Source organism: Flavobacterium sp., from assembly GCF_043722275.1.
In the GTDB taxonomy this organism is placed as follows: domain Bacteria; phylum Bacteroidota; class Bacteroidia; order Flavobacteriales; family Flavobacteriaceae; genus Flavobacterium.
The window spans coordinates 20,970-43,627 of record NZ_JAYSPC010000034.1 but is presented as its reverse complement, the minus strand read 5'-3'; the positions used below and the strand labels follow the sequence as shown (position 1 = coordinate 43,627).

The following is a 22,658-nucleotide window of genomic DNA, read 5'->3' as shown; positions in this document are numbered from 1 at the left end:
TTAGTGTTATATGATATAAATTAAAAATGTTACGAGTCCTGTAAATGCAAATAATACCATGCATCCGCTATTTTGATATCGTAGTCCGGAAATACCGGTTTTTGTAGAATATCCGCTTTTGCTGAATGTTCCCATTTTTGTTCTTAAACTTGGAGAAATGCCGGATTTACTTATGTTTAATCCAAATCCTCCTCCAAGTTTTACTCTTTTTTGAAATCGAAAGCCCATGATTTTTAGGTTTAGTTAATTAAAGTTTTTTCTAAATTCAGAAACTTCTTTTGACAACCCCTTTTCATGTCAATCGAAGTCAGAAATTCTTACTTCCTTTTTTTGTAGTGATTATTTGTACTGGAATTTTTATACTTTCCTCCTTTATGAGAACTACCTTTTCCACTTTTGTAATGACCACTTTGGGCTTCAATACTGCCTCCTAAAACAAGGAAGAATAAACTAAATAAAACGACTAATTTTTTCATAATTTTAAATTTAAATGATTTGATAATTCAAACTTAAAGCTATTCTAAACCAGTATTTTACGGAAATCCATAATCGCAAAAACTTTCTATTTTAACATAAAAAAAAGCCCCCGAAGGAGCTTTGAATAGTAATAATCAGGAGAATATAATTTTAAATAATCCCCATATCTTTTGCAATAAAAACTAATTGTATTGTATTATTTGCTTTAAAAAAATCTTTTAATTTCGAAAGTCTTTTTTCCATTGCACTTTTGCTGTTTGGCTTTTTGCCTGAATCCTTAAAAATTTGAATAATATCATCTTGTGAAATTCCCGATGATAAATGTTTCAGGATTTGAATGTCTAAATCATCGATTTCAAAATTATTTTTTTCCTGAAGCGCTGATGCAACTTCATGCGAAATAAATTTTTGATCTGAAGTTGAGGTAAGATGAATTGCTTTTTTGAGATCTTCAATACTATTTCGCCCTTTTAATACAAAGCCATCAATATCAGCATTATCAAAAAGTGATTTAATCCGAAAGCTTTTATCTTCGATAGAATAGGCTATGATTTTAATATTGGGCTGAAGTTCACGAACCTTTTCTACAAGTTCGTCACCGGAAGTAATTTTTACGTCACGATGATCTTTTTTAAACGAAAGATCGCTAATTAATAAATCATACGGATCATTGTCCAGAATCGCTTTTCGGATTTTTAAAAAGGCATCATCACAATATTTTGCGTGTTGAAAATTTACAATATCTAAACTTTTCAAGGTTTGCTCGATTCCTAAATTTATATCTTCGAGATCCTCGGCAATTATTACTTTTTTAAACATATGTCTTTATTTTGGCAGCGTTATTTTTACTTTAAAACCTTTATCAGGTTCAGTGTCAAAAGTAAGAGATCCTTTTATTGCCAGAATACGGTTTTCCATATTTTGTAAACCATTTTTGATAATTTTATCTTTTTCACTGCCTTTTCCGTTATCGGTGTAATCTATAAAAACTATTTTTCCGTTGCTTTCAAACTTTACAACAACTAAAGATGCCTGACTATGTTTTTTCATATTCACCATTAATTCCTGTAAAACCCTATAAATTGCAACTTTTTTTACCTCATCGATTAATTCCCAACTTACTTTTTCGATATTATTAATAATGACGTTTGTGTTGTCACTATTATATGTAGAAAGCATTTCCTTTAAGTTTGCCGAATAATTTTCTTTTGTATCAATATCATTGTTTTCTCTCGAAATTCCGCGAACGCGATTGTATATATGATCCAGTTTTTGAATAAGATTTTCCTTTATACTTTCGTTTGATAATAATTGTGTTTGCGAAAAAATGATCGTGTTAAAAACATCATTCGCTAATTCGTCGTGAATATCCTTTGCAATTCTGGTTTCAGTATCGTAGGCAGTTTTTATTTTTTCAATCCTATTTCGATTTTTATAATATCTAACAAGAAGTATAATTATGATTACCAGAAAAATAAATCCTGCTATAAAAAATATCCTTTGATATTTTGCTTCCTGTAATGCATATAGATTTTCAATTTTCTCTAAACGAAGTTTTTGGTTTTCGTCTTTTTCTTTTTTAGAATCGTATTTAATTTTGGCAAACTTATTTTTAAAGTTATTCCTAATTTTAATAATACTGTCATTCAGGAAAACATATTTTTGCGCATATTCTACATTATGAATGCTGGAAGTATTCGAAATTAAAAATGATAATGATTCTAATCGTTCATCAATACTATGCAATTTTGTAGCAATTTGATAAGATATTTTCGCAAATTGATGTGATTTTTCAGGATTTGTTTTGGAGTAATATTCTGCAAGATGTAAATTGCTTTCAATTTTCCCGTAAGTATCATCGATATTATTTCTTAATTGAAGACCTTCGTTTAATAGCAAAAGTCCTTTTTCATGTAAACCTTTTTTAAAATAAGCAAAGCCTAAATTGTCTATTATTCCTGCTTTTTTCACGAGTTCTTTATCAAGAACTCTTTTATCAATTATTGATTCTAAAATTTTGATCGCTTCAGCATATTTTTTTTGTTGAATATATAGAACCGCAATATTATTTAATGGAGATTGTTTGCATATTTCATCAGTACAATCTTTTAAGGCTTCTTTGTAATAAAAAACAGCGTCATTATATAACGAAAGCTCTTTATCTGCAATTCCGAAGAAATTATTAATTGCAGCACTATAAATATCTTTCTTCTTAATATATGGTAAAGCCTCGGTCAGGGTTTCTTTACTGCCATAATAATCGCCATTTATTTGCTGTATTGTAGCCATTTGAATAAGAGTGTATACAACATTTGCACTATCTTTTTTGATTTCATATACTATTTTTGATTTATTAAAATAGTAAAAAGCGCTATTAAAATTTTTCTTTTGAAAGTTAGATATGCCTTTCTCTCTTAAAGCACTAGCTATTTTAGGAGTTGGCGTAGACGTGATAGATGTCGTCGTTTTTTCTTGGCAGGAAATAACAAGGAAAAATATAATAAAGAAAAAATTCGAGGACCGTAGCATAAAAGATACTTTCCCCGAATTTACAACTTAATTATAAATATTTATTTACAAATAATTATTAAAAATTTAATCTTTTGTTGGAGGTGGCGGAACCGTTATTGGTAAATCACCAGGACCATCAGCATAAGATGGTTTTGCGGGACTAACTTCCTTTTTTACCTCATTTTTAGTATTGTTATCTGATGAATCTTCGTCGGCAGTGCAAGAAAATAATGTAGCGTTCAATAGCGCAAATGCACCCAAAATAAATAATTTTTTCATGTTTTTAGATTTAAAAATTGGACATGGGTATTGCTGTCCGGATCTTTTCCGGATGTTTGGTTAATGCAATACCAAAATTGTTTTTGGGAAGTGGAGTGCGTAGAACAGTAAGATTTATTTATACTTCCCAGATAAATTTCGTCTTACGGTTTTCCGTACTTTTAATTGAACTAGTTTTGTATTTTTGTTTTAATACGATATCGAACAAGAACTAATTTCTGAGGCAAAGGAACGACGCTTATGAACCAGTGTTTATAGGTAATTCCGGGAATTCCGATGTATTTTTTGAAGTCCTGACAATTCCGTAAAATTCCTTAAAAATCCAAGTGAGAAATCCTTAAAATTCCGAAAGCTTATGCCAAACAATACTTTTGAAGATTATAAATTAGCTGTTAAAACGAAGTATGAGATAGAAAGAAGCGGCTCACATTTTGTTTATTTGAATACTCCTACGAGAGCGAGACTTCGTAATTTGTGTTGGGAATTATTTCAGCAACAAAACAGAAATCAAGATGATTTAAATGTTTTTAGTTCTTTATTAGGATTAGCTTTTGATGTAAATAAGAAGAATAAGTTTGATGAACAAATTGATAAGTTCAGACCAATTGATTCTTTTTTTAAAGGAGAAACAGATCCATCAAATGTTGACGCAGTAAATATGGCTGCAATTTTGGTTGATTTTCCATTAAGACCTTTTAATAGATTCAGAATTCAAAGTTTATACGAAAATGAAATTCTGACTGATAATGATTCAGAATTATCAAATCAAAAAAAGAAACAAATTGAAAGTTCTGGAGATCTGGATAAATTTATTGAGGAAAAAGAAAGAGAAAAAGGAAAGGAAAAAGGTGTTGTTGAAGTAATGCATTCAACACCAAATGCAATAAGTTCATTTGCAGATGTAGAGAAGAAATCAGAGAAACCAAAGGAACCTTGGAAAATACCACCAATAAATTGGAAATACGCTGTTATGGTAGCTTCAATATTTTTATTTGTTGGATTTGTAGTTGTCTTTTTTGCTTTTCCAAATAAAGATTGCATGCAATGGTCTGGTGATCATTATGATATTGTAGATTGTGAATTGAAAATACAAGGTTTAGGTAAATCGGCTAATATTGAAATTTTAGATCCAACTTTAATAAATCTAAAAAAGATTAAGGTTTGCGATACCACAACTTATTTTGATAAAAACGGAGTTGCAATTATATGGTATGCAAAAACAGGAAATCGAGTAGATTTTTTTAATGTTCACGGTCGTCATCCTGAAAATAATCATCCGTTGAGGCCGGTAACGCATTATATTATAGATAAATATGTTCGAAAATAAACCATGTAAGTAATTTATATTTTCAGAAATAAAAAAAGGGAAGAATCTTCATTACGAAGTTTCTTCCCTTTTTTATATGTTATAACGGATTATTTAGCGTTTAATAATTTTTCTAAATATTCTATTTTATCTTTTTCAGTTTGCAATAAACGTTCGTAAAGTTTTTTATTTTCGTCAATTGATTCCATTAGTTTATCCAAGGAATTGAAGGTACAATTATTTGCAAATGAACCTTGGCTATTACTATTACTATTATCATAGAAATTATTAAAATAATTAATTGCAGCTTCGTCCGAAAAGTTTTTAATTGCTTCAACACTTACGCCAAGCGCTTTTGCGACTTCGGCAAGTTTTTCATCATCGAGAGTTTCACTATTTTCTATTGCAGATATTGCTTGTTGGTTTGTTCCCATTGCTTGCGCCAAAGCTTCCTGCTTCATATCCCGAAGTTCACGAATACGGCTGATTTTTCGCCCTATATGATTTTGTTTTGTAATTGTGCTCATAATTCAAAGATAATAATTAAGTGTAATCAGGCAATATGTAAAAAACATTTTAGGCGCAGTATGATACGGTTAAAATAATTCGGTTTAATAAAACGATTATTTGTTTGCCTTTATAAAGTAAAAATACAATTTTTCGAAGACCTAATGATATATTAAGTCATTATGTGAGAAAAATTAACCGAATGCCTATTTGGTATAAAACACTAGTATTTAGAGGTTAATATTACTTTATTGTTAGTATTACAGGGGTTTCGTAAGTAATTATTTAGAATTTATAAGAAATTATGTAAATCTTTCCGAAAATTATAGAACATTTCTCGCAGACTTTAAAAGTAATTTAGCATAAATAATTTTAAAGAAATCAAACATGAAAACTAAAAGAATATTATTCGCAGTATTATTGAGCATCGGTTTATTTGCAACATCTTGTAGTAACGATGATAACGACGGGGAAACAATTGTACCAATTCAAGGTAAATACAACCTAAGCCAAACCGGTTCAATTATTAACGGACAAGAAGTGTTAATCGACGCTCCACAAAACGCATCTGGATGTAATAAAGATTATTTAGATCTTAGATTAAGTAATGCAGCAGTTATGGGTGATTATAATGGTAGCAATTGTGCATTAACCGAAACTACAGGAACTTATGTAAGATCTCACAATGATTTAACGCTTACTGTTGGTAACACAAGTACAACCAGCGACATTATGAACCTTACTAATAAGGAGCTGAAAATTAAGGATAAAACTACTGGAATTATCACTGTTTATACAAGATAATTTATCGAGAAGTAAATCTTAATTCACTAGAAGAATTAAAAACAAAAACGGAAATGACTTTTTAAAGTTATTTCCGTTTTTTTATTTAGTTTGCATTTTGAATCACCGGGATATAAATTTCAAAAGTCGCGCCTTTGTTTAGTTCGCCTTTTGCGGTGATGAATCCGTTATGGTTTTCAACAATTTTTTTCACAATCGCAAGTCCAATTCCTGTTCCTGAATATTCCATTTTTCCGTGTAAACGCTGAAAAACTTCGAATATTTTTTTACTGTATTGAGATTCAAAACCTATTCCGTTGTCTGATATACTAATATGACAATATTCAGTGTCTTTCGCCAAAGCTTCATTGTCTAAATCTGATCCTTTACCAAATTCACTTGTAATTTTTATTACAGGTTTAATATTCGGTTTCGAAAATTTTAATGAATTACTGGTCAAATTGTATAATAATTGCCTGAATTGAAACGGAATAATACTAACATCACCAGTTTTATTAGTTTCTATTATAGCTTCTTTTTGTTCCAGTTCTTCTTTTAAATCCTCTTTTACTTCATCAATAATTTGAGAAAGATTGACTTTTTCAAATTTCCTTTCCTGAATATTTGTTCTCGAATATGAGAGTAAATCGTTGATAAGCGTTTGCATTCTTTGCGCCGCATTTTGCATGCGTTTGAACTTATCTTTTCCGGCGTCAGATAAATTTTGATATTCCTTGTCGATAATTTGTGTTGCAAACGTTTGTATTTTTCGCAACGGTTCCTGCAAATCGTGACTTGAAATATAGGCAAATGACTGAAGTTCCTTATTCATTTGCTCCAGTTCTACATTTTTTTGTTCGAGTTCTTTTGTGCGTTCCGTTACTTGTTTTTCTAATTCCTGCGTAAATGCTTTTTCAGTTTGGATATCTGTAAATGCGCCAACCCATTTTATGATTTTATTTTCTTTATTCAAAACAGGTTCACCAATTACAGAGTGCCATCTGTAATTTCCATCTTTTCTTAAAACCCTTACATCAGTTTTATAAGGTTCGCCGGTGGTTAAACTATGAGTCCAGACTCTGACATTTTCATCAAAATCATCAGGATGAATCATCTCTTTCCATTCGGCTTGACCAGAAGGTTGAATTCCGGTATATTCTAACCATTTACCAGATGCAAATAATGCATTTCCGTTTTCATCGGTTTCCCAGATAAGCTGCGGAATACTTTCAGTCAATGATCTGAATCGTTTTTCACTTTCCTGTATTTTTTTTCTGGCTTCTACTTTTTCGGTAACATCAATTATGGTGATTTTTATGCCAGAAATTGCGTTATCGGCTTCACGCATTGGCGCGTATTCAAAATCGATATAAAATTTTTGTTCACCATCAGTTCCATTAATTAATAATAAGGATTCAGATTCTGAATGTATTTCTCCGGTGGTATAAACTTCATGTAAAAGTTTGCCATATTTTTGAGTTCTGAGTTCCGGAAATATGTCGAATATTTTTTTTCCTTCAACATCACTTGCTTTTTTTCTCCAGATGCTTTTTAAAAGTGCTTCATTGGCAATTTCAACGACCATATCTTTTCCTTTCAAAATTGCTTTTGGAACAGGAGATTCCATGACCAGTTTTCTAAATCTTTTTTCACTGATTTCAAGCTCATGCTGATGATTTTTTTCATCGGTAATATCCCTTATTGTTCCCAGCAATTTTTCAGGATTATTTTGTTCATCATAAAAAAGTTTTCCTTTGGCTTCGATCCAATGAATAGTTTGATCGTCCCAGATTACTCGTGCTTCATAATGGATATATCCTGATGTAATGGCTTGTTTAAAAGCACGTTCCCGAATGCGCATATCGTCCGGATGAACATGATTCAATAATTCGCGATGACTTAGGTTTTCGTTGTTTTTATATCCTGTAACTATTTCAAGATATCTTTGAGAATATTGAAGGTCTTTTGTTTTTACATGGAGTTCCCAGGTTCCTAATTCGCTGGCTTCAACAATAATATTAAGTCTTTCTTCGTTGATTTCAATTTTCTTGCGGGCTTCTACTTTTTCACTTACGTCTGTTACGGTTACTATTATGCCCGAAATTTTTCCATCTTCCTCTTTTAAAGGATGATAAAGAAAATCAAAATAGAAAACTTCCTGTTTTCCATAACGGTTTACAGGTATAGGCAATTCACTGCCGTGAAAAGGAATTCCGGTATTTAAAACACCGTCTAAAAGTGTACTTACGGTTTCTTTTACTTCGGGTAAAGAGTCAAACAAAGGTCTGTCTATAAAGGTACTTTCTTCTCTGCCCACTAATTTTAAGTAAGCCTCATTTGCCATTTCGACAATATGGTTAGGACCACGTAAAATTGTAATCCCAACGGGAGCTTGTTTTACGGTGTTTCTAAAACGTTTATCAGCTTCTTCAATTTTTTGTCGGGCAATAACCTGCGGTGTATTATCAAGAACCCAAATGGCGATTTTTGTTACTTTTCCTTCGATATTCTTTAGCGGAGCATAAACAAAAGTTACATATATTTTCTCTTCTTTTCCATGTCTGATAAGAATCATTTCTACTTCATTAGCATAAAAAGGAAGTCCATCATCGATTACTTTTTGTAGCGCATCTTCATAATAAGGTTTTACCTCAGCAAATGTTTCCCAATAATGTTTGCCTGCAATTTGGTCGTATGTTTTTCCGGCAACCTCAACAAAACTGTCATTTACGATTTCGCTAATCAGGGTTTCTGCATCAAGTACACAAATACCAATTGGCGATTGTGCGACCATACTGCGTAAATTCTGCTCGCTTTCTTCAATTTTTTTCTTGGCTATATTCAGGTCAGTTAAGTCAACACCCGTATTCATAACGCCATATATATTACCGTTTACATCATATATTGGTGTTAAACTATAATTGAAATAATAGGTTCCCAAACTTCCGTCAACGGTTAAATCAAGCGGAGTGTTTTTTGTGTGAAAGGATTTTCCGGTGGTTAAAACTTCATTAATTTGTTCAAATACCAACTGATTATCAAGTTCCGGAACAACATCCTTAAAGGACTTCCCGATAACATCATTGCCTTTTCCCCATACTTTGATAATAGAGTCATTGGCTAATTCAACCGTCATTTCTTTGCCCACATATAAAGCAATCGGGAAAGGCGCATTCTCTACCAATTCCCTGACTTTTTGTTCACTTTCTTCAACTTTTGCGCGCGACATTACTTGAGATGTGACTTCAAGCGCAATTCCCATAACTCCGGAAATTGTTCCATCAGGTTCTGTAAGGGCTTCGTAAACAAAATTGATATAAGTGTCTTCGATTACACCATTTCTCAAAAATTTAACGGGCTGTTCATTGGCGACAAATTTTTTGCCGGTTTTATAAACATTATCTAAAACATCTTCCAGATATTGGCTTTTTGTATCTGGTAATACTTCAAAAATGGGTTTATTAATGACATTTTTGGCTTCTGTTCTCCATAATAAAATCATCTGCTCATTAGCAATTTCCACCAGATGTTTTTCACCTCTAAAAACGCACATCGCGACAGGAGCCTGCATGATGTTATTTTTAAATTGGTTATTACTGATTTTAAGTGCTTCGGTGGCTCTTACTTTTTCGGTAGTTTCGACAACGTTAACTAAAACGCCGCCTACTTTGCCATTTTCTGTTTTAATAGGAGTATATGAAAAATTAAAGTAGCAATCTTCATCAAAACCATTTCTGTTCAGAACTAATTTTAAATCAGAAAAACTAACGGCATTTCCTTTCATTACATCATGAAACATAGGACCAATAGTGTCCCAGATTTCGGCAAATGTAATTTCAGAACTAATTCCTAAAGCTTCAGGATGTTTAGTTTCTCCCAGAATATTGCGGTACGTATCGTTGTATAATTGTGTAAAATTTTCACCCCACGCAATGTACATTCCCAGCGGATTGTTGAGCATTACAGATGTCATGGTGCGAAGACTTTGGGGCCAGTTTTCAGGATCGCCCAGCGGGGTTTTACTCCAGTCTTTCGAGCGAATCAGATCACCCATTTCTCCACCATCGGCAAGAAAATAATGTTCTTTATTTATAAAGCTCATTCAAAAAAACAATTAGGGTTGAAGAATAAAATCTGCTCTAACGGGTTGCTTAAAATTATTTTGAGATGCCGTAATAAGAGCGTTTTCGATTACTTTTTTTAATTTCGAAAAATCTCCGGGTTTACGAATGTAATATGTAGCTCCTTTTTCATACATCAAATCGACAATTTCATTGTCCAGAGAAGTAGAGAAAATAATTACGGGCAAATCTTTAAGTTCCTTTTTTTCTTTTATTTCAGTCAGACATTCATGACCATTTTTGCGGGGCATATTAAGATCAAGAAAAAGAATATCAGGCAAATTATTTTCAGCATTTTCAGCTAAAAAGTTCATTAACTCCACACCATCATTAACAGTTACAAGATCTGTAGGCAATACTAATTCATCAAGTGCTTCCTTAAAAAAAGCGCAATCGTCTTCGTCATCATCAGCTAGTAAAAGATTGTAATTCTGTTTGTTCATTTTTGGGTAAAATAAAAATTGAGTGAGTTTTTGTTCAAAATAGTTTCTTTTCTATTCAAAAAAAGAGAATTCACCCCTTAATTTAAAATTGAACGGAATATATTTCTGCTAAGATAAGATTTATTCTATTACAATTAATCAACTATAATTCAATAAGTTTAACGTTTTGAGGTCTAAATTCGTAATTTTTTTATTTTCTAATAAGGATTGAATTTTTTTGTTGAGGTTTGGTAATCTATAAGTTAAACAAGATTTAAGACAAAACCGAATTTAGATTATCCAATCAGGAAAATGTGATTTATTAGAAAGTTTTATTTCAGAAATTAAATTATAAAAAAAATCCGTCAAATATTTAGTCTGACGGATTTTTAGGATATAATCTAAGTTTATTTTATGTCGCTAATGTTAAACCTTTTGCTTTAAAATTGATAAACAATACCTGGCGAGCGCTGCTTATTGTTTCTTCGGTTCTATAAATGCTGCACCAGAATTTTATTTGCAATTTGAATTTTCCGTCAGCAATAGCAGTGTAATAAATTTGTGGTGGTTTATTATTATTTACCAAAACCATGCTTTCAAGAGATTCTAATATTAAAGCATTAATTTCTTCGGGCATAATATCGCCGCTAACTTCGGCAGCAATTTCTACCAGTTTAAAATTGTCAGTATACGTCCAGTTTGTAATGTTTTGAGATAATAAATTACCATTCGGGATAATGATTTCGGCGCCATTTGCCGAGTTGATTTTGGTGGTTCGCAATCCCATTGATTTTACGCGACCGGATTCTGAACTAATATTGATTACGTCTCCAATTTGTATTGGTTTATCAAAAATTAAAATAATACCCGAAACGAAATTATTAACGACGCTTTGAAGTCCAAGTCCAACACCAACACCCAAAGCTCCCAACAAAATACTTAGTTTGTCTAATGGCATTCCGGATGCGGCAACGGCCAAAAGATATCCCACAATTAATACAACAAGTCTTGTAATCAATAATTTAGAATGTTGCCTTTTATTGATATTCTCTTCGTTTTCATCATCAACTTCTCCAAAAAAGTAAGCTACATAATTTTGTAATAAATGCGCAAGCCAGATAATAATAAAAAACAAAACGATGTTTTCTAGAGTAAAAGTGATGCTTCCTATCGTATTTGGATGCGTTAATAACGAATTTAAGCCGGTACGCAATGATTCCCAAATATTCAAATTAGAAGCAATGACAACAAGCCACATATAACTAATTATGATGATAAAAGGTTTTTTTAGCGTATTTGATAAAGTCTCAAAATCAAAAATCTTTTCGATATCACGTTTGATTCTCGTCGTATAAATTTGTAAAAGAATAATCTCTAAAACTAATTTTAAAAGTACGCTTAAGGCAACAATCTGCGTAAGCGAAATAAAAGCGGTAATACTTAACATGTTTGCCAAAGAAACACGTCCGAAAAGATTATTAAGTAACGCCAGAACATTTAAGCCGATAAAAATTATAGTCGCCCATTTAAAAAATCCTTTGATATAAAGCTGATCTTTTAGCGTTTTTATCTGAACAAATCCATAACGGATTCCTAAAATATTGATGGCAATAAAGGCACAACGCTGAATAAATCCTACTGCAATAAACAAGTCAAGGAAGCAAAGCACAAAAAATAATGCTAACAGAAATAACCAATTTCGCATCGAAGTTTTTTTCCAGTTGTTTTTAAACAGTACAGTAATAAGTCCTAAAAGTACCATCTGAATCAGCTCAATAAACATTGCCGGTGCATATATATTACTCACAACCGCGATATTTAAACCAACAACCGCAACCGGAATTATAATGCCCCGATTTAAATATTTAAAGTTAAACTGAGACAGATTATCGGCATGTCCGTTATTTTTCAAGTATTTTAAATTACGTGAAATATACCAGCCTAATAAACCCATTAACAGCACCAGAAAAATTAATCCGCCTATTCTATAACTTAAATAATAAGCCGCGACATTTTCCTCGATGATGATTTTATCCTTAATATTTTGTCCTACGATTTTTTTAGATGTCGAATCGCTCGTACTCCATAATACGGGATATTCTTTTTTCATCAGACTAATTCCGGATTGTTCAAGTTTGCCTTCAACAGTAATTAAAGCATTTGAAACGGCGATTTTTCGTTGAACTGTGATTCTTTTATTATCGTTTAAAATATTCTGATTTTTAGTCATCAGACTGTCCGTGCTCAGGTATCTTTTTTTAAGATTGGCTAATTCCCTGCCAAATTGCTTGCGGCGAATCGTATCTTTTACCAATCCCATCAGGACATTGTCCTTGCGCAAATCCATTACACGTTTTTTGATTTTTTCAAGTGTTTGATTGCGTAAATTGATCGCAGTATTTTGCTCGTTAAGTTCCTGTTCGATTTCTTTCAGGACAATTCGATACATTTGCTGGTTACGCACATTAGGATTCGCGCCTTTTAAACTCACTAAAATAAGATCAAGTTTGCTTTGCGTTCTTTTAATTTCTCCAAACAAGTGATGACTGTTTCCGTCAAACTCCGTGTCATTATGAGCAGATTCTAAAACCTCTCCGGCTTTTTCTATAGCAATCAAATAATCACTGTCAGTTGTAGTTTCCTCAAATAGTTTCGAACGGGTTTCTGTTTTTGGAGGCGCAGTTTGAGAATAGGTAAGTGTTGCATAAAAAAAGACTGCAAATAAGGCTAGTAAACCAATAAAATTTCTTTTCTGAATCATAATTTAGGGCAATAAATTTAAGTTTCACATGTAATTTTTTTTGAGATATTTATAACGGAAAGTATGGTAAAATTTGGTTAAATGAGATTTGTTGATTTTAGATTTTATCTTAAACAATATTATTGTTTTTGACACTTCCGATAGCCATCGGGATAAAATGATTATGATAATTTTTTAATTTTTGAAAAAAATGTTTAAAAACAAAAGATTAGTTCAACGACTTTGCACAAAGTGGATCTGCAATTTCTATGATAAAACCACATCTTTTTTTCACGAGCCAATCCCGCTCCCGAAGCCTCGGGACCGCCACAAAAGGATTTCCACTTCTATCGGGGGCTAGGCCAATCATTTTCATAACAATATTTTCGTATAGTTTTTCATCCTGAGGAACGAAGCATCTCCGTAATAAACTCCGTGCCAATTGGCAGGTATAATCTTTGTCGAGCTACTTAGGGAGATCTCTCGTTTCCTTAGGATGACTAGATTTGGTTCTGATTGCGAATGAATGGATTAAAATCCACCACTACAATATATTTTGCTTCTATGGAACTTCTTAAAAAAAAATCCAGAAGAATGATTTTATCATAGAAATCAGGATGACAGTCTTTGTCAAAATAAAAATCTGCTCAATCTGCAAAATCTGCGAGAATAAAAACCGAATTCTAAAAACACCTTCACATTGCAAACATAAAAACTATGTATTAAAAATTATACACAAAAAAATAAATCCTGATAACGGAGTAGGAAAAAGAACCCATAGAATCATATTGTGAACAAAGTTTTAAAAATATTATATTCGTACTCTCACCAGAAATACCAAAACAACAAAAATGGAAAATATTACAGTAATTATAATGTTACTATTTGGAGTCGCTTTTTTGAGCCTAATCAGTAAAAAATACAATTTTCCTATTCCTATTGTGTTGGTACTTTGCGGAGTTGTGATTAGTATTATTCCCGGACTTCCTGTAATTGCGCTAAGTCCCGAAATTGTATTTATCGTATTCTTACCTCCACTTTTATACCATGCGACTTGGTACACCAGTTGGTCAGATTTTAAACAAACCATTCGTCCCATTACACTTGCCGCTGTCGGTTTAGTACTTTTTACAACCGTTGCCGTAGCTTTTGTGGCACATATGCTGATAGATGATATCTCCTGGGCGTTAGCTTTTTTATTAGGTGCGATAGTTTCACCTCCGGATGCGGTTTCGGCAACTTCAATTACAAAAGGTTTGGGTTTACACCCGAGGTTAATTGCGATTCTTGAAGGCGAAAGTCTGGTGAATGATGCCAGTGGTTTAGTTGCTTACAAATATGCTTTGACAGCAATTATGGCGGGGAATTTTGTGCTTTGGCAAGCCGGATTGAATTTTGTTGTTATGTCGGTTTTAGGAATTGCGATAGGTTTAGGCGTGGGATATATTATGAGTTTTATTCATAAAAAGTTTGTTTGCGATGATGTAATCGAAGCGACTTTAACTTTATTAACTCCTTTTGCTTCGTATTTAATTGCAGAACATTTTGAAGCTTCAGGTGTTCTTGCCGTTGTTGCGACGGGACTTTTCCTTTCAGCAAGATCCGGAACAATTTTTACCCACGAAAGCCGAATCATGACAGGAACAATCTGGAGTGTTTTAACGAATATTTTAAACGGACTAATTTTTATTTTAATCGGATTGCAGTTGCGCCAAATCATATTAGGAATTGAACATTATTCCGGTTGGTCGCTATTTGTTTGGGGTGCATCTGTAAGTGTGGTCGTGATTGTGGTGCGTTTTTTATGGGTGATTCCGGCGACTTTGCTTCCCAGATTTATCAGTAAAAAAATCCGACTACAGGAAGAATTCGATTTCCGGAATATGATTGTTTTCGGCTGGTCCGGAATGCGTGGCGTCGTTTCGATGGCGGCAGCATTAGCGTTACCATTAATGATGAATAAGACAGAAGAATTCCCACTCCGAAACCTCATCATTTATTTGGTGTTTTGCGTGATTCTTTCGACTTTGGTTATTCAGGGATTGACTTTGCCGTGGCTGATTAAAAAACTAAAAATTGAAAAATATTCTATCCTCGCCGAAGAGTACGAAATCAGAAACATCATCGTTTCGCAAACCATTACCCATATCGAAGATAATTTCTCGTTACTCAACGACGATTTACTCCATAACATAAAAAGCAAATACGAAGTAAAATTCAACCGTCTCCAAAAAACCGAACTCCCTGCCAACTTCTTCGGAAAAGGAAATTTAGTAGGCGGGGAGATCTTTAATGATTTTACCAAAATTCAAATTGATTTACTGAACGTTGAGCGCAATAAACTGGAATCAATGCATAAATCCGGTTCTGTCAATGAGGAAATTTTCAGAAAGATTGAGAAGGAACTGGATTTGGAAGAGACGAGGTTATGGATGGAGATGTATGAGGAGTAGGGGATTAATTTTTATAATTTAAAGTTTTATAATATCTATATAAGTGATCATAAATAATAAGTTCATACATTCTTTGTTTTGATGTATATTGTCTATTAATCATCATATGGATATGACTTGACAAAAAATCATTTAGCGGAATTTCAATTTTATCTATTATTTTTAAGGCAGTTTCTTTTATTTTATTTGACTTTTCATTGACAATATGAAAAATTTCCGAAAAATCATTTTGATTAGAAATTTGTAAAAAATCTTCTAATTGTGGATTTAATGATCGGTATTTTATATCCATTTTCTTTTTTTGAATTTTATCTGTTTCAAACTCTTTTTTAAAAGCAAGTTGAAGTCCATCCATTAAAGTTAACTTTTCTGAATTTGACAATTTAAATGAATTCAAAAAAGAATCAATCATTAAAAAGCTAAAAAAAAGCGCTACTTCTTTTTCCAAAAATGAAGTTTTAAGATTCAAATATTTTAAAATCATTTTGCTGTTTTTCCAGAAAATAAATTCAGAATAATACATAGTTGCTTTACCATATCTTTCAATTTCTCTTTGATAAGTATCTGTCTGTATTTTCCAAATCACATTTTCATCAATAAGTTCTTTAAAAACAGGATGAAATGCATTGATAATTGCAGTTAAATTATCAATATCATCTACTAAAAAACGAAGCCTGATGTGTTCCTCAGGATCTCTATATCGGATAAAAAACCATTTTTGTATCTTTTTCTTTTCTTCTAAGTAAGTGATAACAGGGTTTAGTTTTTCTGCTAGAATATGATCTGCTGTTTTAACACCAGTATAAATTTTATAGTATAACCATTGGCTGCCCAAACAAAAATCTCTTTGCATTATAATTATTCTTTGTAAAATGATAGTATGAACTGATTACAAAAAGCATATGTATTTTGATTCTGTACAACTGATTCTTTTGTAAATAGAAATTCTTCTAAAGTAATTTTTTCCCGATTTTTAATTGATTTTAAAAATAGCTTCATTCCAATTTGAGTTTCAAAATCAAATAATAAGGTATTGTCACCATTTGTCCAGTTTATATATTGAGGAATATTTCGGTAGGATTTCCATATTAAAAATGCTTGATAACATTGTTCATCATTCATTTTGTAAAAACTTAATATTTCTTCTTTTTTTATGATCCATTTCGCTTTCGACAAAATAATATCATGATACATTACTCTTGGAAAAAAATCATAATGCTTTTTTAAAATTCCCCAGCTAAAAGAATAGATAGGTTTTAATTGCTGCGATTGTAAATCACATAAAAAATCATATATGGGCAAAGAATTTGTGGAATAATTATGGGCATTTGATAAACAGGGAATAACTTCCTTATTGAGCTTTTTTGAGTGTAATTTTATGGTGTCATTTTGAATAGAAATAAATAAATCATTTAAATCAATATTATTATTTGCAGATACACCAGACTTTGCTAAATAGCTTATTTCATGATTTCGTAAAACAGGCCGGCGTAATATATTTCCTGTTCTTGATTCTGGAATATGAACCACTTCTGCCATTATTTTGTCGGAATAATAATCTTCTTCTTTTTGGATTATCTCTTTAGTTAATTTATGAATACCTGAATTTCCATGACAAAATCGCCCTAATAGTTTTGCTGCACTACTATTTCCAGAAGATTCTATTACAATATTTTCTTGGTCAAAAACTTCAATCATTACAGAAAATGTCGCTGGGGCATCATTAAAATCAGCATTGAAATCGATAAAATCATTTTCACTTAATGTTATTGTTTTTTTACTTTGCAGAATGCATTCCTGCATTTTTTTTTGCAAAACAAAATCATAAGAGGTCCAAAGCTGATTTTCATCTTTTGTTTCTTTACTTTTAAATTCAAGAAATTCTAAAATCTCATGAGTGTCATTCATATCTTGATTTTGTAAATAACCAATTCCGATTTCTGTATCTAAAACTGTAGTCAGCGGCATTATTCTGGACTCATATCTGTGAATAAACGCTTTCTTGAAATTTTCCTGATCTTGATTTTTCTTTTTGGTTTGAATGCCATTTAAAAAATGAAGAGCCTGTAGTACTTTTTTTGAAATACTAGCATTTAAAGTACTTACAATTGTACTTGAATTTAAATCAGTTTGAAAAAGATACTTTTCATCAAAGCCAATTTCTAATTGCTTAATATTCTCTTTAATTTCCTGATATTTTTTTTCAGAAGGAACGAGCATTTCATCTAAACTGGAAAGTTGCTTTTGAATTTTTTCTAAAATTTTAAATTCGTTATTTAAAGCTGGGATTTTCTTTAAAATGAAAAAAATTCTCTCCCATTCATTATTTCCCGTCACAACAGCGTCTAATTCACTAACCAAAAATTGAAAACCGATAAGTTTTAAAATAAATTCTCTGGCTTCTTGTTTTTCACTTTCATCATCAGCCAAAAGTGCGATCATTTCTTCGATAGTCAATCCTGATTTTGCATTATGAAGTAATTCAGTTAATACAGCAGATTTTCTTAAAGCACTTATACTATGTTCTCTTTTTGTTTCTACATATTTATATTCAATATATCTGTAAAATTCTCCAATTTGATAAATACTGCCATTTGGATAATATCTTAAATGTGGGATGACCTCTTTTTTTACAGCAATTTCTTGTAATAGCGCTATCCAAAATTGCATGTCAAATTGAGTAAAACGTTTAAATTTGTCAGAATCCTCCAGAATAATTTTAGTTTCATCAGCTATTCTCGCCATTGAACAACTTGCAAATAAACCAAAAGGTGTGCATCTAGAGGACATTCTGGCAACATATTTTAAAAATGTAATCTCTAGCTTTTTTGTAATTTCATTAGATATATTAGTATCTTCTTTTACCCATTTGTCTAATTCTTTTATTAATTCTGGAGATGCCAAACTAATAGCTTCTCGAATTAAAGGATTGTGATAAAGCTGTTTTGCCTTTTCTGTCGAATAGTTTTCAATTGTATTGAGATAAAATGACAATGGCATTAATGGAGTTCTTAATACATAATCTGCAAAAGGTTTAATCTTGAAAGGTGATATCATTTTTTCCTTTTGTTCATTTCTTTAGCTAATTCCATTGCATTGTACACATTTAAAACCTTGCCTGATTTAGATAATTCTGAAAATGGTACTTTTTTATCTTTTGTTCCCGGCACAAGTACTTGTAAGTTGTAAGCCGTTCCGGAATCTAAAATAATTTGTTTTACTTGTTTAGCTGTAAAATCCGGATAGTACGACCATATTAATGCCGCTGTTGCTGAAACCATGGGTGTAGACATAGAAGTTCCAGAATCAGATTTATAACTATTTCCTGAAGCTGTTGTATAAATTTCTTCGCCCGGAGCAAATAAATCAACATTTTCCTTCCCATAATTTGAAAAATCTGAAACAAAATATTCGTTTAATTTATAGGTTGTAGAACCTACATTAATAAAGTTAGTACAAATTTCAGGTGTACCATCAAATGCAACATCGCTTGGGTATTCCGGATTTTTATCAACATCAAAAGCAAAATTTCCAGCGCTATGAACTATTAAAACATTGTGGGCTTCTGCATATTTTAAGGCATCAAACATCCAGTCTTTATGCAGAGAAAATTCTTTGCCTAATGACATGTTAATTACTTTAGCACCATTATCTACTGCATAATATATCGCCATTACAATATCTTTATCAAGTTCATCTCCTGAGGGGGAAACATTCAATGGCATAATTTTTACATTTTGTAAAATACCTTTTACACCAATATTATTTAATCGATTTGCACCTATTATTCCAGCCATTTTAGTACAATGATCCTGTATCGGTCTATGTCCGGCTTTATTATTGCTGATGTTATTATTACCATAACCTTTTTCAAGGATAGTTGGATTATCACCAATTAATAGACGTTCATTATAGTCAACATTCAAATTTTTTAATAGTACAGAATCCAGTTGTGTTTTTTTATCAACGATATCTTCAAATGTTTTCTCATCAACTTCTAAATTGACCATCATATAATCAATTAGAGCTCCTAAATCTTTATCTTTATCGTCACGTCTTTGTTTATAAGTCTTGTCATTTATTTTATATTTTTTATAAATACTGTCCAATTGCTTATAGGTATAATCTTCTTTAGGAAAAAAATGTTTTAAAGTATCTTTTACCAGAGGATATACTTCAATATTATATACTAAGGATTTATGCCAATTTTTATAATATTTTTGTTTAAAATCAAAAATTTTTGAGGCTCGCTGATATTCCTTGTAGTCAGGCAAGTCTTTGTTTGCAATTTCACTTTCCGCCTTGCCTTTGAACAGAGGTTCCCATTCTCTTATTATCCTGACATATTCATAGTTATTCCATACAACATAACCTCCATTTTTGGTTCCGGTAAAGCTCCAGCCGTTTACATCATCTATGTAGCCATTATGATCATCATCAATATTATTGTTTGGTGTTTCCTTACCGTTTGTCCAAAACTGTCCTTGTAAATCTTCATGATTAATATCAATTTGCGTGTCAATTACAGCAACGATAATAGTCTGTTTTTGCTTTTTTTTGTTTTGATTATACCATTTGTCTAATGATATTCCAGGAATTCCATCTAAAGTATAATCTTTTTGATACCAGGTTTTAAGTTCTAAAGTTGATAATTTTGTTTGAGAATATACTTGTTTAGAAATATTTACATTTTTTGCACTATTACAGCCGACAAGAAGTATAAATAATAATATACTGTAGAATGATTTCATTTTTTTTAGAAACTTTTAAGCCTTTTAAGGTTAAATATTCTTTTTTTATATTGAATAAATTAACTTTAAAAGACTATTATTAATTATTAAGCTTTGGCTTTAAAAGAGCATGATTCAATTTTTCCTTAGTTACTCTGAGCACAATCTCTTGATGAACCTATTTTTTTATCATTAGTATCGATAGGATCATCTCCTCCTCCTCCTCCAATAATCAAATGCATATTTTTTAGTTTGGCAACTTCCATTTTGTCAAGATCAAATTTTTTAATTTCTTTTTTTCCTTTTCTAGTTTTCATGATTTTATATTTAAGGTTAAGCACAAATATAAAATGTTGAATCAATAAATAGTTTAAGATTATTTTTTCATTTATCGAAATTCACGAATTTCGATAAATGAAAAAATAATAAGCGGTTGGTAATTAGTTAAATGAGTTATTAATTTGCTTGATGAAATAGGTTGGTTTTATTCCCGATTTTTTAAAAAAAGCTGCTGAAAAAGACTCAGCACTATTAAAACCAAATTCTAAAGCAAGTGCTTGAATGGTGTATTTTCTTAATTTTGAATCATTTTTTAAATTTTCAATAGCATATTCTATTCGTAAATCATTAATGTATTGAATGAATGTTTTGCTTCTGTAATTGTTTACTATTTTAGATAAATATTTACTATTAGTTTGAAAAAGAGAGGATAAAGATTGTATCGTAATGTCAGATTTTAGATATTTTTTTTGTTTTTCAAATTCCTCCAATTTTTCTAGTATCTCTTTAATTAACTCGTCTGAAATACCAATGTCATCATTTTTTAAAATAATATTTTTAGAATCATTAGTTATGTTAGGTATATTCTCTTCGCTTTTTTTAGTCATAGATTCATCCATTATCTGTTCGAATCTAGAACGGTATATTTTTTTAAGTTGAAATTGATAAAATCCAAATGTTGAAACACTTAATATGATTAATATTAGGACCCCAATTCCCCAGAAGGATCTTAAGTTATTCTTTTTTAAAGATTCAATAAGGCTTTCTTTTTCAGACATTAAACGAGGAACATCGTATTCACTTTTTATCAACTTATTTAGATTTCTATAATTTTTCTGTAAAACACTATCTATAAACATATATTTTGAAATATACTTGAGTTGATTTTCCTTATCTCCAATATTTTTATAGTAAGTAATTAAATATGGATAACCCTCTATAAATTCTGAAGTTATTTCTTTTGTGTTTGAATAAATAGAATCTACTTTTCGATAATTTTTAACTGCTAATTCTTTTCTACCAATACCATCATAGGCTTTTCCTAAGTAAAAGTAGGCTGCTAAAGTATTTCCAATATCATTATATTTTATCATTTGTGGCAGTGCTTTATTAATACTATCTAATGCAGTATGATAGTTTTTCTTTAATACCTGATTTGCGCCTTCATTTAATATGAAAATATACTTTAGCGATATGTTATTTGTAATTGTTGATTCTTTAAATCCTAGTGTATTGTAATATGTGGTCGAATCGGTATTTTGCAATGATTTGTAACAATCTGCAATTCCGAAAATTATCTCCTGAAAGTCATTAGCATATTTGTCTGTTCTGTAATCTTTTGTCTTATAGTAATTATAGCATTCCTTATATATTTCTAATGCTTCATCATATTCACCCAAATCCTCAGATTTGGTAATACCTATATAATCTCTTACTACATAGTAATAATCGATATTAGTCTGAAGCGCTATTTTTTCGGCTAATTTATAATTATCCATAGCTTCCTTAAATTTAAACTGCTTTTTAAGAAAATCTGCTTTTTCACAATATGCTGCAGCAGGAAAAAATTTATCTTTTGAATCCTTTGAATATTTTATAACACTATCTAGATAACTGATTGCTTTGTTTTTATCGGACTTATAATACAATAAAGCCATTTGATAATTAGCGCGGGCTTTTTGAATATTGTTATTTTCTTTAATGGCCCTGGCCATATAAGCATTAGTATATATAATTTGTTTTTTAGGATTATTCTCATTATCAAAATAAAGGTTGCTTAATTTTTTATAGGACAATTCAGTATGGTCCCTTTCTGGAGTTTGAGCACAAACAAAAAGTGGGAGTAGCGATAAAAACAAAATTTTAAATAATTTAAACAAAATCGTTAGTGTTGGTTCTTACAAAAATAGGTTATATATCTAGAATTGGAGTTGTGAAACTAGTGTTTTTGGGTGTTCTTTTCAGTGTTGATTATCAGTGTTTTAGTGTTTTTTTTCTTGTAATTCAGGAATTGCGTATCGAGATTCGGGAATTTCGATATGAAACATTT

At 31.1% G+C, this 22,658-nt stretch carries 17 protein-coding genes; 3 read left to right on the top strand and 14 right to left on the bottom strand.

Annotated elements, in window-relative coordinates; genetic code table 11:
* Positions 1 to 6 precede the first annotated feature (6 nt).
* The 5 genes from ACHZDT_RS04515 to ACHZDT_RS04495 all read right to left on the bottom strand — a co-directional run bounded on the left by ACHZDT_RS04515 (position 7) and on the right by ACHZDT_RS04495 (position 3,267).
* Entirely contained in the window at positions 7 to 228 is a 222-nt protein-coding gene (locus ACHZDT_RS04515; RefSeq protein WP_394773454.1) for a DUF4236 domain-containing protein, read from the bottom strand.
* Positions 229 to 317: 89 nt separating this feature from the next.
* A complete protein-coding gene (locus tag ACHZDT_RS04510) occupies positions 318 to 476 on the bottom strand; it encodes a hypothetical protein (protein WP_156062672.1) in 159 nt (52 codons plus the stop codon).
* 151 nt (positions 477 to 627) lie between these two features.
* Complete coding sequence (locus ACHZDT_RS04505; protein ID WP_394773453.1) at positions 628 to 1,296, bottom strand: response regulator; 669 nt, start codon at positions 1,294 to 1,296, stop codon at positions 628 to 630.
* Between the two features lie 6 nt (positions 1,297 to 1,302).
* On the bottom strand, positions 1,303 to 2,766 hold the full coding sequence (locus tag ACHZDT_RS04500; protein ID WP_394773452.1) for an ATP-binding protein: 1,464 nt from the start codon (positions 2,764 to 2,766) through the stop codon (positions 1,303 to 1,305).
* A gap of 306 nt (positions 2,767 to 3,072) precedes the next feature.
* Entirely contained in the window at positions 3,073 to 3,267 is a 195-nt protein-coding gene (locus ACHZDT_RS04495) for a hypothetical protein (protein WP_394773451.1), read from the bottom strand.
* 355 nt (positions 3,268 to 3,622) lie between these two features.
* Here ACHZDT_RS04495 and ACHZDT_RS04490 point away from each other — a divergent pair, with 355 nt between their 5' ends.
* Positions 3,623 to 4,594 carry a hypothetical protein gene (locus tag ACHZDT_RS04490; RefSeq protein WP_394773450.1) on the top strand — a complete coding sequence of 324 codons (972 nt, stop codon included), beginning with the start codon at positions 3,623 to 3,625 and terminating at the stop codon, positions 4,592 to 4,594.
* Positions 4,595 to 4,683: 89 nt separating this feature from the next.
* Here ACHZDT_RS04490 and ACHZDT_RS04485 read toward each other — a convergent pair whose 3' ends face one another.
* A complete protein-coding gene (locus ACHZDT_RS04485) occupies positions 4,684 to 5,100 on the bottom strand; it encodes a helix-turn-helix domain-containing protein (protein WP_394773449.1) in 417 nt (138 codons plus the stop codon).
* A gap of 367 nt (positions 5,101 to 5,467) precedes the next feature.
* Between ACHZDT_RS04485 and ACHZDT_RS04480 the strand changes: the two genes are divergently transcribed.
* Positions 5,468 to 5,884: a lipocalin family protein gene (locus ACHZDT_RS04480; protein WP_394773448.1), complete on the top strand. Its 417-nt coding sequence runs from the start codon at positions 5,468 to 5,470 to the stop codon at positions 5,882 to 5,884.
* A gap of 85 nt (positions 5,885 to 5,969) precedes the next feature.
* Here the strand turns inward: ACHZDT_RS04480 and ACHZDT_RS04475 are convergent, their stop codons facing one another.
* The 3 genes from ACHZDT_RS04475 to ACHZDT_RS04465 form a co-directional block, all read right to left on the bottom strand.
* Positions 5,970 to 9,965 carry a PAS domain-containing protein gene (locus ACHZDT_RS04475; RefSeq protein WP_394773447.1) on the bottom strand — a complete coding sequence of 1,332 codons (3,996 nt, stop codon included), beginning with the start codon at positions 9,963 to 9,965 and terminating at the stop codon, positions 5,970 to 5,972.
* A gap of 12 nt (positions 9,966 to 9,977) precedes the next feature.
* Positions 9,978 to 10,427: a response regulator gene (locus ACHZDT_RS04470; RefSeq protein ID WP_394773446.1), complete on the bottom strand. Its 450-nt coding sequence runs from the start codon at positions 10,425 to 10,427 to the stop codon at positions 9,978 to 9,980.
* Positions 10,428 to 10,818: 391 nt separating this feature from the next.
* The gene (locus tag ACHZDT_RS04465; protein WP_394773445.1) at positions 10,819 to 13,167 is read right to left on the bottom strand and encodes a mechanosensitive ion channel family protein; all 2,349 of its coding nucleotides are present in this window, start codon (positions 13,165 to 13,167) and stop codon (positions 10,819 to 10,821) included.
* A gap of 830 nt (positions 13,168 to 13,997) precedes the next feature.
* Between ACHZDT_RS04465 and ACHZDT_RS04460 the strand changes: the two genes are divergently transcribed.
* Complete coding sequence (locus tag ACHZDT_RS04460) at positions 13,998 to 15,599, top strand: Na+/H+ antiporter (protein WP_394773444.1); 1,602 nt, start codon at positions 13,998 to 14,000, stop codon at positions 15,597 to 15,599.
* A 4-nt stretch (positions 15,600 to 15,603) separates the two neighbouring features.
* On the opposite strand, the gene ACHZDT_RS04455 is transcribed toward ACHZDT_RS04460, so the two are convergent.
* From ACHZDT_RS04455 to ACHZDT_RS04435, 5 genes are all read right to left on the bottom strand, one after another.
* Complete coding sequence (locus ACHZDT_RS04455; protein WP_394773443.1) at positions 15,604 to 16,452, bottom strand: thiopeptide-type bacteriocin biosynthesis protein; 849 nt, start codon at positions 16,450 to 16,452, stop codon at positions 15,604 to 15,606.
* Between the two features lie 5 nt (positions 16,453 to 16,457).
* Positions 16,458 to 18,656, bottom strand: a complete 2,199-nt coding sequence (locus ACHZDT_RS04450; RefSeq protein WP_394773442.1) for a lantibiotic dehydratase family protein — start codon at positions 18,654 to 18,656, stop codon at positions 16,458 to 16,460.
* A complete protein-coding gene (locus tag ACHZDT_RS04445; protein WP_394773441.1) occupies positions 18,653 to 20,350 on the bottom strand; it encodes a S8 family serine peptidase in 1,698 nt (565 codons plus the stop codon). Before ACHZDT_RS04445 ends, ACHZDT_RS04450 begins: the two co-directional genes overlap by 4 nt.
* A 125-nt stretch (positions 20,351 to 20,475) precedes the next feature.
* Positions 20,476 to 20,646 (bottom strand): hypothetical protein, encoded by a 171-nt coding sequence (locus ACHZDT_RS04440; protein ID WP_394773440.1) that lies wholly within the window; start codon positions 20,644 to 20,646, stop codon positions 20,476 to 20,478.
* Positions 20,647 to 20,769: 123 nt separating this feature from the next.
* Complete coding sequence (locus ACHZDT_RS04435; RefSeq protein ID WP_394773439.1) at positions 20,770 to 22,488, bottom strand: helix-turn-helix domain-containing protein; 1,719 nt, start codon at positions 22,486 to 22,488, stop codon at positions 20,770 to 20,772.
* Positions 22,489 to 22,658 lie beyond the last annotated feature (170 nt).

Coding starts and splice junctions, on each gene's coding strand:
- ACHZDT_RS04515 (WP_394773454.1), bottom strand. CDS start 228: ATGGGCTTTCGATTTCAAAAAAGAGTAAAACTTGGAGGAGGATTTGGA.
- ACHZDT_RS04510 (WP_156062672.1), bottom strand. CDS start 476: ATGAAAAAATTAGTCGTTTTATTTAGTTTATTCTTCCTTGTTTTAGGA.
- ACHZDT_RS04505 (WP_394773453.1), bottom strand. CDS start 1,296: ATGTTTAAAAAAGTAATAATTGCCGAGGATCTCGAAGATATAAATTTA.
- ACHZDT_RS04500 (WP_394773452.1), bottom strand. CDS start 2,766: ATGGCTACAATACAGCAAATAAATGGCGATTATTATGGCAGTAAAGAA.
- ACHZDT_RS04495 (WP_394773451.1), bottom strand. CDS start 3,267: ATGAAAAAATTATTTATTTTGGGTGCATTTGCGCTATTGAACGCTACA.
- ACHZDT_RS04490 (WP_394773450.1), top strand. CDS start 3,623: ATGCCAAACAATACTTTTGAAGATTATAAATTAGCTGTTAAAACGAAG.
- ACHZDT_RS04485 (WP_394773449.1), bottom strand. CDS start 5,100: ATGAGCACAATTACAAAACAAAATCATATAGGGCGAAAAATCAGCCGT.
- ACHZDT_RS04480 (WP_394773448.1), top strand. CDS start 5,468: ATGAAAACTAAAAGAATATTATTCGCAGTATTATTGAGCATCGGTTTA.
- ACHZDT_RS04475 (WP_394773447.1), bottom strand. CDS start 9,965: ATGAGCTTTATAAATAAAGAACATTATTTTCTTGCCGATGGTGGAGAA.
- ACHZDT_RS04470 (WP_394773446.1), bottom strand. CDS start 10,427: ATGAACAAACAGAATTACAATCTTTTACTAGCTGATGATGACGAAGAC.
- ACHZDT_RS04465 (WP_394773445.1), bottom strand. CDS start 13,167: ATGATTCAGAAAAGAAATTTTATTGGTTTACTAGCCTTATTTGCAGTC.
- ACHZDT_RS04460 (WP_394773444.1), top strand. CDS start 13,998: ATGGAAAATATTACAGTAATTATAATGTTACTATTTGGAGTCGCTTTT.
- ACHZDT_RS04455 (WP_394773443.1), bottom strand. CDS start 16,452: ATGCAAAGAGATTTTTGTTTGGGCAGCCAATGGTTATACTATAAAATT.
- ACHZDT_RS04450 (WP_394773442.1), bottom strand. CDS start 18,656: ATGATATCACCTTTCAAGATTAAACCTTTTGCAGATTATGTATTAAGA.
- ACHZDT_RS04445 (WP_394773441.1), bottom strand. CDS start 20,350: ATGAAATCATTCTACAGTATATTATTATTTATACTTCTTGTCGGCTGT.
- ACHZDT_RS04440 (WP_394773440.1), bottom strand. CDS start 20,646: ATGAAAACTAGAAAAGGAAAAAAAGAAATTAAAAAATTTGATCTTGAC.